This window comes from Lacisediminihabitans sp., from assembly GCF_036569425.1.
Lineage (GTDB): Bacteria > Actinomycetota > Actinomycetes > Actinomycetales > Microbacteriaceae > Lacisediminihabitans.
The window spans coordinates 37,189-47,531 of the sequence record NZ_DATCQQ010000023.1 but is presented as its reverse complement, the minus strand read 5'-3'; the positions used below and the strand labels follow the sequence as shown (position 1 = coordinate 47,531).

Below are 10,343 nucleotides of genomic sequence, written 5' to 3'. Positions count from 1 at the left end.
GGCTCGGGTGCCCCGGGGGCGTCGGCCTCGACCGAACCGGCCTGACTCGAACCGGCCTGACTCGACCCCGCCTCATTCGACCCCGCCTCTTTCGTCATCGACGGACGATCAGCGCGACGCCGACATGGCGGCGACCATGCGACGGGCGATGAGTCGGTTGAGGTCGTCCGGCACCGGCTGGGCACCGATCGGCAGGGCCACCCCGGAGGCCACCCGTTCGAGCGAGAGCGCCTGGAGCAGGAAGCCGAGGTCCATGGATTCGAGGGAGTTGCCCTTCGGTTCGCCCCCGGCCAGGTTGAACATCCGTCCGTCGGCGATGAGCACCACGTGTCGACCGTCCGCGAATTCGACCCGCTCGATCGCGTCATCCACCTCGACGACGCCGGCGGCCGATCCCTTGAGCGCCGGCACGTCGATCTCCCAGGCGAAGTGTCCGCAGTTAGCGAGCACGCTGCCGGACTCCATCATGGCGAACTCCTCTGCCCCGAGCACCCCGGGCCGACCGGTCGCGGTGATGAACGTGTTGCCCCAGCCCGCGAGCTCGCTCATGGGCGCCACCCGGTACCCGTCGAGCGCCGCCTCGAAGGCCTTGAGCTCGTCGATCTCCGCGACAGCGACCCGGCCACCGAGCGCCCGAAGGTACTGCGCGACACCGCGGCCACACCATCCGTAGCCCGCCACCACGAACCGGCGGCCGGGAATCATCAGGTTGGTGATGCGCATGAAGCTCTCCACGACCGATTGGCCCACCGCGTGGCGGTTCTCGCCGATCGCCTTGAGCGGGCTGTCGTTGATCACAATCACGGGGAACGGCACCGAGCCCTCGAGTTCTCCGCGCAGTCGGTCGCCACCCGAGGTGGTCTCCTCCGTGCCGCCGATGATCGACGAGGCTGTGCCGCGGGAGACGAGACCGGCGATGAGGTCCGCGCCGTTGTCGAGGATGATGTCGGGCGCGGCGTCCAGCACTCGCGCGAGGTTGTCGCGGTGCGTCTCGATCGTGTCGTCCCGGCGGCCGTGCACGGTCAGTCCGCGCGAACGGAGCGCCGCGACGATGTCGTCCTGGGTTGAGCCGTGGTTTCCGGTCGCCACGATCTCCGCCCCGCCGGCGGCGAGCACCTCGAGCAGCACCGCCGTCTTCGGCTCGAGGTGGATGGCGACACCGATCCGGTGCCCGGCGAATGGGCGGGACGCCTCAAAGGCCGTTCGGGCGTCGGCGAGCAGCCGCATGCGCGACCGCGTCCACTCGAGCCGCCTCTCGCCACGCTCGACGAGATCGGATTCCTGCTCGGTCACGGGGACTCCCTCCAGCCGGGGAACCTGACCCGGCTGAAGAGAGTCTTGCACATATGAACGTAACTTTCATAGGTGAAATCTAACCGAGCGCGGCCTCGAGCTTGCGCGAGAGTTCGTCGGTGTCGAAGTAGTTCTCGATCACGATCACGTCGGCGAAGGTCTTGCCGATCGCGTCGACGAACTCCGCGGAGGTCAGGATTATCTGGGCGTCAGCGGAATCCGTCAGCAGGCTTCCGAGGTGGGCGGCCGTGACATCCGCCTCGAGGCCCAGCCGCTTGAGCACCCTCTCGGCATTCACCTTGAGGATCCCGGAACTGCCGATACCCGCACCGCAGATGGCAACAATCTTCACTCTGAACTCCCCATGATTCTCATGACTTCGTCGGCGGTCTTCGCGGCCGCGAGGTCCGCGATGGCCGTCGAATCGTTGAAGACGTTTGCGAGCTCCGCGATCGACTCGAGGTGCGCGGACACCGAACTGATCGCGAGCCCGAGCACCACGCTCACCGGGTCGTTGTGCGGATGCCCGAACGCCACCGGGGTGGCGAGCGTCACGACCGCGAGCCCATCCGTGAGCACCTCGGGGCCCGGCCGCGCATGGGCGAGGGCGAGACCGGGAGCGATCACGACGTACGGTCCGTGCTCGTCGATCATGCGGATCATCTCGTCCGCGTAGCCGGGGCGCGCCGCACCGGAGGCGGCGAGCGCGCGCCCGGCGAGGCGCACGGCCGCCCGCCAGTCCGCGGCGTCCGCGCCCAGGATGATCGCCGACTCCGAAAGCGGCGGGAGTGGCATGTCTAGGCTCTTTCGAAGCCGTCGGTGATCAGGTCGACGAGCTCCTCGCGGTCCTCGAGCGGCAGGAAGCTCGCGGCGGCCGCGTTCAGCTGGAACACCTCGAGGTCGCTCAGGTCGTAGTCGAACGTCTCGGCGAGCAGCGCGAGCTCGCGGCTGAGGCTCGTGCGGCTCATGAGCCGGTTGTCGGTGTTGACGGTGACGCGGAATCCGAGCTGGTAGAGCAGGTCGAACGGGTGGTCGATGAGGTCGTCGCCCCACTGCGCGATCGCCCCGGTCTGGAGGTTGGATGAGGGGCTCAGTTCCAGCGCGATCTCCCGGTCCTTGACCCACTGTGACAGGCGCCCGAGTTCGACGTAGGTGTTCTCGTCGTCCTCGCGGTCCACGGTGATGTCCTCGGCGAGGCGCACTCCGTGCCCGAGCCGCAGGGCGCGGCCGTCGAACAGGGCGCCCCTGATGCTCTCGAGGCCGTCGGCCTCCCCCGCATGCACCGTCGTGGGAAAGAAGTGGCGCGCGAGGTAGTCGAACGCCTCGCGCTGGTTGCCGGCCGGGAAGCCGGCCTCGGCGCCCGCGATGTCGAAGCCGACGACGCCGTTGCCGCGGTGGCGCACGGCGAGCTCCGCGATCTCGAGCCCACGGTCCGCGTGCCGCATCGCGGTCACGAGCTGGCCGATGCGGATGCGCCCTCCGGCGTTGCGCACATCGTCGATGCCCTCCTCGATCCCGGCCTGAACCGCCTCCACGGTCTGGTCGAGGGTGAGGCCGTTGCCGACATGCTGCTCGGGCGCCCAGCGGACCTCGCCCCAGATGACGCCATCGGCCCCGAGGTCCTGCACGAACTCGCGTGCCACCCGGATCAGGCCCTCCTCGGTCTGCATGACACCGATCGTGATGTCGAAGGTCTTGAGGTACTCCACGAGCGAGCCGGCGTCGGACTTCTCGGCGAACCATTCTCCGAGGGCCGCCCCATCCGACTCCGGCAGGTCGAGCCCGATCGACTCGGCGAGTTCGATGATCGTCTGGGGCCGCAGGCCCCCGTCGAGGTGGTCGTGCAGCGAAACCTTGGGCAGCGCGGTGATGTTCGCGCCACCGGGCAGGAGAAAGTCGTGGGGGGCTGAGTTCATGCTCCAAATCTACCGGCTACGGCTGGCCGCTAACCTTGCCGATATGGCGCTCAAGATGATCCTCGACTGCGACCCCGGCCACGACGACGCGATCGCACTCATCCTCGCCCACGGCAACGCGGCGGTCGAGCTGCTCGCGGTCACCACAGTCCACGGCAACCAGACGATCGACAGGGTGACCCGCAATGCGCTCGCGGTCGCGCGGATCGCCGGGATCACGGGCGTGCCGTTCGCCGCCGGGGCGCACCGACCGCTCGTGCGCGCGGCGGAGACCGCGCCATCCATCCACGGCGAGAGCGGCCTTGACGGACCCGTTCTGCCCGAGCCGACCCTCGTGCCGGACGCCCGCCACGCCGTCGACCTGATCATCGACACCATCATGGCCAACGAGCCGAACACGGTCACCCTCGTGCCGACCGGTGCCCTCACCAACATCGCCCTCGCCGTGCGCAAGGAGCCGCGCATCGCGGCGCGCGTGAAGGAGGTCGTGCTCATGGGCGGCGGCTACCACGTGGGCAACTGGAGCGCGGCGGCCGAGTTCAACATCGTGATCGACCCCGAGGCCGCCCACATCGTCTTCAACGAGAAGTGGAAGCTCACTATGGTGGGGCTGGACCTCACGCACCAGGCGCTCGCGACCCCGGATGTCGTGGCCGCGATCGCCGCGGTCGGCACCGCCCCGGCGCGCTTCGTGGTGGAGCTGCTCGACTTCTTCGGCCGGACCTACCGCGAGGCGCAGGGCTTCGAGCACCCGCCGGTGCACGATCCGTGCGCGGTGGCCCTCGTGATCGACCCGACGGTGATGACCGTCGTACGCGTGCCGCTCGACATCGAGCTCACCGGCACACTCACCCTCGGCATGACGGTCGCCGACTTCCGCTCGCCGGCCCCGGCCGACTGCACGACCTACGCCGCGACCGACCTCGACCATGGCAAGTTCTGGGCGCTCATCGTCGACGCCCTCGAGCGAATCGGCGACCCGGAGTAGCCCGCACCCGCGAAGGGTCTAACGGCGGCGCGCGCCGCGGACCGCGAGCAGTGCGAGCGAGGCGAGCGCCGTCGCGCCCAGGAGCCGACGGTACGGGTTCGCCCCGCGCACGATCTCGTCGACGGCCCACCACGCCAGCACCCCGACCGCGAGTTCGGCTGTGGCCGCGCGCGCCGGTCCTCGCGGCACGAGCACGCCCACGGCGGTCGTTGCCGCGAAGATCGTGATCGGCAGGTTGGGCGACTGGCCGAGGGTGATCCGCCCGGTCTGACGGTTACGGAACCACCAGTCGAACGTCTTCCGCACCGACATCAGGCCCCGATGCGCTCGGCGATGAGCGGGCCGCCCGTGACGATGTCGTCGCCGGCATCGCCGATCCGGTACGCCCCGTCGAGCGCCTCGATGGCCCGGGCGAAACGCTCGGGCTCGTCCGCGCTGAGGGTGAACAGCGGCTGCCCCTCGGTCACCCGGTCGCCCGGCTTCGCATGCAGGTCGATGCCCGCGGCGTGCTGCACCGGGTCCTGCTTGCGGGCTCGTCCCGCCCCCAGCCGCCACGCGGCGATGCCGAACGGCAGCGCCTGCTGCTCGACGAGAACCCCGGAGCGCGGCGCGACCACGACGTGGGACTCCCGAGCGACCGGGAGCGCGGCATCCGGATCGCCGCCCTGCGCCGTGATCATCGCTCGCCAGCTGTCCATCGCGCGGCCGTCGTCCAGGGCTGCCTCGACGTCGGCGTCCGGCAGCCCGACGTGGGCGAGCATCTCCCGCGCGAGCGCCACGGTGAGGGCCCGCACGTCGGACGGTCCGCCGCCGGCGAGCACCTCCACCGACTCCCGCACCTCGTTGGCGTTGCCGATCGCCAGGCCGAGCGGAACGTTCATGTTGGTGAGCAGCGCGGATGTCGCGACCCCGGCATCCACGCCGAGCTCCACCATGGTGCGCGCGAGCTCGCGCGACTGCTCGATGTCCTTGAGGAACGCGCCGGAGCCGAATTTCACATCGAGCACGAGCGCCGACGTTCCCTCGGCGATCTTCTTCGACATGATCGACGAGGCGATGAGCGGGATCGCCTCGACAGTGCCGGTGATGTCGCGCAGCGAGTAGAGCTTGCCGTCGGCCGGAGCGAGTCCGGAGCCGGCGGCGCAGATGACGGCGCCCACCTCCTCGAGGATCTCGCGCATCCGAGCGGGGCCGATGTTGGCCTGCCAGCCGGGGATCGACTCAAGCTTGTCGAGCGTGCCTCCCGTGTGCCCCAGGCCGCGGCCGGAGAGCTGGGGAACGGCCACACCGAAGGAGGCGACGAGCGGCGCGAGCGGGAGGGTGATCTTGTCGCCGACACCGCCGGTCGAGTGCTTGTCCGTGGTCTTCTTCGAGAGGCCGGAGAAGTCCATCGTCTCGCCGCTCGCGATCATGGCGAGGGTGAGGTCGCGGATCTCCCTCCGCTCCATGCCGTTGAGGAAGATCGCCATCGTCATGGCCGACATCTGCTCATCGGCAACGAAACCGCGCGTGTACGCGTCGATGAGCCAGTTGATCTGCTCGGTGCTGAGCACGCCGCGATCCCGCTTCACGCGGATGAGGTCGACGACGTCGAATGCTTCGATGGCCACGGTCAGTCTCCCGAGTTGTCGTATTCTGCGAGCTGGCGCGGCCCGAACGCGTCCGGGATCACCTGGTCTATGGTGCGCACGCCCGACACCGTCTCGAGAAGCATGCCCGGTGCGGAATGTTCGTAGAGCAGCTGGCGGCAGCGGCCGCAGGGCATGAGGATGTTGCCGTGGCCGTCGACGCAGGTGAACGCCACGAGGCGCCCGCCGCCGGTCATGTGCAGGCTGGAGACCAGCGCGCACTCCGCGCACAGCGTGAGCCCGTACGAGGCGTTCTCCACGTTCGCGCCGGTGATGATCCGGCCGTCGTCCACGATCGCGGCGGCCCCGACCGGAAAGTTCGAATACGGCGCGTAGGCGTGGGTCCTCGCCTCGTTGGCGAGAGCGCGCAGGGAGTCCCAGTCGATCTCGCTCATGACTTCACATACGGCTTGCCGGCCGCGGCCGGTCCCCGCACCTGTCCGACGAGGCCCGCGACGGCCACGATCGTGACGATGTACGGCAGCATGAGCATGAACTCGCTCGGCACGGGCGAGCCGATGATCGCGAGCACGCTCTGCAGGTTCGTCGCGAACCCGAAGAGCAGCGCCGCGAAGGTAGCCTTGATCGGATCCCAGCGGCCGAAGATCACGGCGGCGAGGGCGATGAAGCCCGCTCCGGCCGTCATCTCCTTGCTGAATCCTCCGATGGATCCGAGCGTGAAGTACGCGCCGCCCAGCCCGGCGATCGCGCCGGCGAGCGACACGTTCCAGAACCGCGTGCGGTTGACGTTGATGCCCACGGTGTCCGCGGCCTGCGGGTGCTCGCCGGACGACCTCAGGCGCAGCCCCCACTTCGTGTGGAACAGCCCGTACCAGACGACGATCACGGCCACGTACATGATGTAGATGATGATGGTCTGCCGGAAAAGCACCGGCCCGATGATCGGGATGCCGCTGAGCAGCGGGATCGGCAGGCGGGGAAGGATACCGGGGTTGTTGAGGGTCTCGTTGGCCGGGCTCAACACCGTCGAGTAGAGGAAGTTGGTGAGCCCGGTCACGAGCACGTTGAGCACGACACCGACGATCACCTGGTCGACGAGGTACTTGATCGAGAACGCCGCAAGGACCGAGGAGACGAGTGCGCCGGCCACCATCGCCGCGGCCAGGCCGAGGAACGGCTGCCTGGTGGCCGAGGCGACGAGCGCCGAGACGAAGGCTCCGGCGAGCAGCTGGCCCTCGATCGCCACGTTGACCACGCCGACCCGCTCGGAAATGACGCCTCCGAGCGCACCGAAGATCAGCGGCACGCTCAGCCCCACCGAACCGACGAGCAGTCCGGTGACCGGCATCGTGTGGCCGGCGGATGCCCAGGAGAGGAACGCGACCATGAAGATGACGGCGAAGACCACGATGAGCCAGAGGTTCACTCGACGCGCCCGGTAGGCGAGCCAGGTGGCGTATGCCGCGAGCAGTACGAGCACGACGGATAGGACGATCCCCGTGGCCCTGGTCGGCAGCGCGAGCACCGGAAGCTGGAGGAAGTCGGTCTCGGACGACAGCCGGAAGCTGCTCGTGCCGTCCCGCCCGAACACGCCGAAGAGCACGATCGAGACCAGCGCGATGATGCCGAGAGCGATGGGGCTCTTCCAGCTCTTCACGACCGCGGTCGCGAGCACGATCTTCGACGCAGGAGTCGAGGATGGGGTGGCGATGTTGCCGGACACCGTCGTCACTTGGTCACCACCGCCTTCTTGCCCGAAATCTTCGCCGGCGCGACCCGCGGGGTCGCCGAGGGAGCCGGGAGCCTGAACACCGCCCGCACCAGCGGCGGCGCCGCGATGAACAGCACGATGAGAGATTGCACGACGAGCACGATGTCGATGGGCACGTTCTGCGAGGCCTGCATGGTGAATCCGCCGGCCTTGAACGCGCCGAACAGGATGCCGGCAACGAAGACTCCCCACGGTCTCGAGCGCCCGAGCAGCGCGACGGTGATCGCATCGAATCCGATTCCAGCGTCGATGCCCGACCCGAATCCGGAGGTGATCGACGCCTGCACCTGGTTCGCCCCGGCGAGACCCACGAGCCCTCCCGAGATGAGCATCGCGTAGACGTACATGTTCTTGACGTTGATGCCGGCGACGAGGGCGGCGTGCGGGTTCTCGCCGATGGCGCGGAACTTGAACCCGAGGCTCGATCGGGAGAGCAGGTACCAGACCCAGATCGTGGCGATGATCACGAGGATGAACCCGAGGGTGAGGTTGTACGAGGGCCCGAGAATGTGCGGGAACACCGCCGTCGGCTTCATCGCCGGCGACTTCGGGTTGCTCGAGCCCGGCGCCTGCAGCAGCCCGGGGGTGCGGAGCATGTAGGCGATGAGGTAGAACGCCACGTAGTTGAGCATGATCGTGACGATCACCTCGTGGGCGCCAGTGCGCGCCTTGAGCAGTCCGACGACGCCGCCCCAGAGGGCGCCACCGACGATTCCGGCGACGAGGGCCACGATGAGGTGCACTCCCCATGGCAGGTCGAACGAGAACCCGACCCAGCCTGCAGCGGCGGCGGCGATGAGCATCTGCCCACGACCACCGATGTTGAACAGCCCGACACGGAAGGCGAGCGCAACTCCGAGACCCGCCGCGATGAGCGGGGTGGCGAAGGTGAGCGTCTCGGTGAACGGCTTGATACCGGCGGCGAACGTTGGCCGACCGAAGTTGTAGATCGAGCCCTGGAAGAGCGCGGTGTACGCCCCGCTCACGGCGGACCAGATGGCATTGATCGTGTCGAGGGGGCGCCCGAAGAAGTAGGCGGATGCCGCACGCACTCCCGGGTCGGTGATGGCGATGAGCACCGCCCCGGCCACGAGCGCGAGCACGACGGCGAGTACCGAGATGAGGGCGTTGCCGGAGGCGATCTCCCGCAGCACGCCCGAGAAGCGCGACGGCTGCTCGGCAGTGTCGGGGGCCGGCTCCTCCACCTGGGTCGGGGTCTGGCCCTGCGTGGGAATCTGCCAGTCGCTCACGCGGCCACCTCCGGGGTTGAGGGCAGTTCGCCGGCCATCATGAGGCCGAGTACGCTGCGCGGTGTCGTACCGGGCACGATGCCGACGATGCCTCCGCGGTACATGACCGCGATGCGGTCGGCGAGCGCGACGACCTCGTCGAGCTCGGTGGAGACGACGAGCACCGGCGTCCCAGCATCCCGCGTGGCGATGATTCGCGTGTGCACGAATTCGATCGAGCCGACGTCGAGACCGCGGGTCGGCTGCGCGGCGACGAACAGCCGCAGGTTCCTCGACAGCTCGCGGGCCAGCACCACCTTCTGCTGGTTGCCGCCGGAGAGCTTGCCGGCGTGCGTGCCGATGCCCTGGGCGCGGATGTCGAATTCGGCCACCGTCTTCTCGGCGAATTCGGCGAGCGCCCCGAGCTGCAGGGTGCCCGCCTTCACGAACGGATCGCCGTCCGAGCGGTCGAGCATGAGGTTCTCGGCGATGGTGAATTCGGCGATCAGGCCGTCTTCCGACCGGTCCTCCGGCACGAAGCCGACTCCGGCATCCAGAACGGTTCTCACGCTCGCCTTCCGCAGCTCATTGCCATCGAGCATGATCGAACCGGTCACCCGCGGCTGAAGGCCCATGATGGCCTCGGTGAGCTCGGTCTGCCCGTTGCCCTGCACGCCCGCGATCGCGAGGATCTCGCCGGCATGCACCTCGAAGCTCACGTTGTTGACCACGAGCTGGCCGCGGTGATCGATCACCGAGAGGTTCTTCACGACGAGGTCGGCGTTCCCCGGCTTGGCGGGGTCCTTGTGCACCGTGAGTTCGACGGCGCGGCCCACCATGAGGGAGGCGAGTTCGGTGTTCGTCGCGGTGGGGCTGGCCTCGCCGACCACCTTGCCGAGCCGGATCACGGTTATGCGGTCGGCGACCTCGCGCACCTCGCGCAGCTTGTGGGTGATGAACACGATGGAGGTGCCCGCGTCCTTGAGCTGGCGCATGATCGCCATGAGCTCATCCGTCTCCTGCGGCGTGAGCACGGCCGTCGGCTCGTCGAACACGAGAACCTTCGCGTCACGGGACAACGCCTTGATGATCTCGACGCGCTGTTGCACGCCCACCGGAAGGTCGTCGACGAGGGCATCCGGATCGATGTCGAAACCGAACCGGGTCGAGATCGCGCGCACCTGCTCGCGCGCGGCGGCGATGTCCAGCCTCCCGCCGGCCTTGGTCTTCTCGTGCCCGAGCATCACGTTCTCCGCCACCGTGAACACGGGGATCAGCATGAAGTGCTGGTGGACCATGCCGATGCCGGCCGCCATCGCGTCGCCGGGCCCGGCGAAGTGCTGCACGACGTCGTCCAGCAGTATCTCTCCGTCGTCGGCCTGGTAGAGGCCGTAAAGAACGTTCATCAGGGTCGACTTGCCTGCACCGTTTTCTCCGAGCAGGCAGTGGATTTCGCCCGGCTCCACCGTGAGGTCGATGTGGTCGTTCGCGACCAGGGCACCAAACGTCTTGGTGATGCCCCGAAGTTCGAGCTTCATGTTTCCCAATCTATCCGGC

General features: G+C 68.4%; 11 protein-coding genes. 1 reads left to right on the top strand and 10 read right to left on the bottom strand.

Features of this window, described 5'->3' with window-relative positions; translation table 11 throughout:
- Positions 1 to 108: 108 nt before the first annotated feature.
- From VIM54_RS04585 to VIM54_RS04570, 4 genes are all read right to left on the bottom strand, one after another.
- Complete coding sequence (locus VIM54_RS04585; RefSeq protein WP_331899541.1) at positions 109 to 1,293, bottom strand: adenosylhomocysteinase; 1,185 nt, start codon at positions 1,291 to 1,293, stop codon at positions 109 to 111.
- A 79-nt stretch (positions 1,294 to 1,372) separates the two neighbouring features.
- The gene (locus VIM54_RS04580; protein WP_147784988.1) at positions 1,373 to 1,645 is read right to left on the bottom strand and encodes a PTS sugar transporter subunit IIB; all 273 of its coding nucleotides are present in this window, start codon (positions 1,643 to 1,645) and stop codon (positions 1,373 to 1,375) included.
- Positions 1,642 to 2,088, bottom strand: a complete 447-nt coding sequence (locus VIM54_RS04575; RefSeq protein WP_331899538.1) for a PTS sugar transporter subunit IIA — start codon at positions 2,086 to 2,088, stop codon at positions 1,642 to 1,644. The genes VIM54_RS04580 and VIM54_RS04575 overlap by 4 nt, the downstream gene beginning before the upstream one ends.
- Positions 2,089 to 2,090: 2 nt before the next feature.
- Positions 2,091 to 3,209: an adenosine deaminase gene (locus tag VIM54_RS04570; RefSeq protein WP_331899536.1), complete on the bottom strand. Its 1,119-nt coding sequence runs from the start codon at positions 3,207 to 3,209 to the stop codon at positions 2,091 to 2,093.
- Positions 3,210 to 3,252: 43 nt separating this feature from the next.
- Between VIM54_RS04570 and VIM54_RS04565 the strand changes: the two genes are divergently transcribed.
- Complete coding sequence (locus VIM54_RS04565; protein WP_331899552.1) at positions 3,253 to 4,197, top strand: nucleoside hydrolase; 945 nt, start codon at positions 3,253 to 3,255, stop codon at positions 4,195 to 4,197.
- 18 nt (positions 4,198 to 4,215) lie between these two features.
- Here VIM54_RS04565 and VIM54_RS04560 read toward each other — a convergent pair whose 3' ends face one another.
- Genes VIM54_RS04560 through VIM54_RS04535 form a run of 6 tightly spaced genes read right to left on the bottom strand, consistent with a single transcriptional unit; the run spans position 4,216 to position 10,324 of the window.
- Positions 4,216 to 4,509 (bottom strand): hypothetical protein, encoded by a 294-nt coding sequence (locus VIM54_RS04560; RefSeq protein WP_331899534.1) that lies wholly within the window; start codon positions 4,507 to 4,509, stop codon positions 4,216 to 4,218.
- Complete coding sequence (locus VIM54_RS04555) at positions 4,509 to 5,807, bottom strand: thymidine phosphorylase (RefSeq protein WP_331899533.1); 1,299 nt, start codon at positions 5,805 to 5,807, stop codon at positions 4,509 to 4,511. The genes VIM54_RS04560 and VIM54_RS04555 overlap by 1 nt, the downstream gene beginning before the upstream one ends.
- Before the next feature lie 2 nt (positions 5,808 to 5,809).
- Positions 5,810 to 6,220: a cytidine deaminase gene (locus VIM54_RS04550; protein WP_331899531.1), complete on the bottom strand. Its 411-nt coding sequence runs from the start codon at positions 6,218 to 6,220 to the stop codon at positions 5,810 to 5,812.
- Positions 6,217 to 7,518 carry an ABC transporter permease gene (locus tag VIM54_RS04545; protein ID WP_414673168.1) on the bottom strand — a complete coding sequence of 434 codons (1,302 nt, stop codon included), beginning with the start codon at positions 7,516 to 7,518 and terminating at the stop codon, positions 6,217 to 6,219. The genes VIM54_RS04550 and VIM54_RS04545 overlap by 4 nt, the downstream gene beginning before the upstream one ends.
- Positions 7,515 to 8,807, bottom strand: a complete 1,293-nt coding sequence (locus tag VIM54_RS04540) for an ABC transporter permease (protein ID WP_414673167.1) — start codon at positions 8,805 to 8,807, stop codon at positions 7,515 to 7,517. Before VIM54_RS04540 ends, VIM54_RS04545 begins: the two co-directional genes overlap by 4 nt.
- Positions 8,804 to 10,324, bottom strand: coding sequence for an ABC transporter ATP-binding protein (locus VIM54_RS04535; RefSeq protein ID WP_331899529.1), 1,521 nt, complete (start codon positions 10,322 to 10,324; stop codon positions 8,804 to 8,806). Before VIM54_RS04535 ends, VIM54_RS04540 begins: the two co-directional genes overlap by 4 nt.
- Positions 10,325 to 10,343 lie beyond the last annotated feature (19 nt).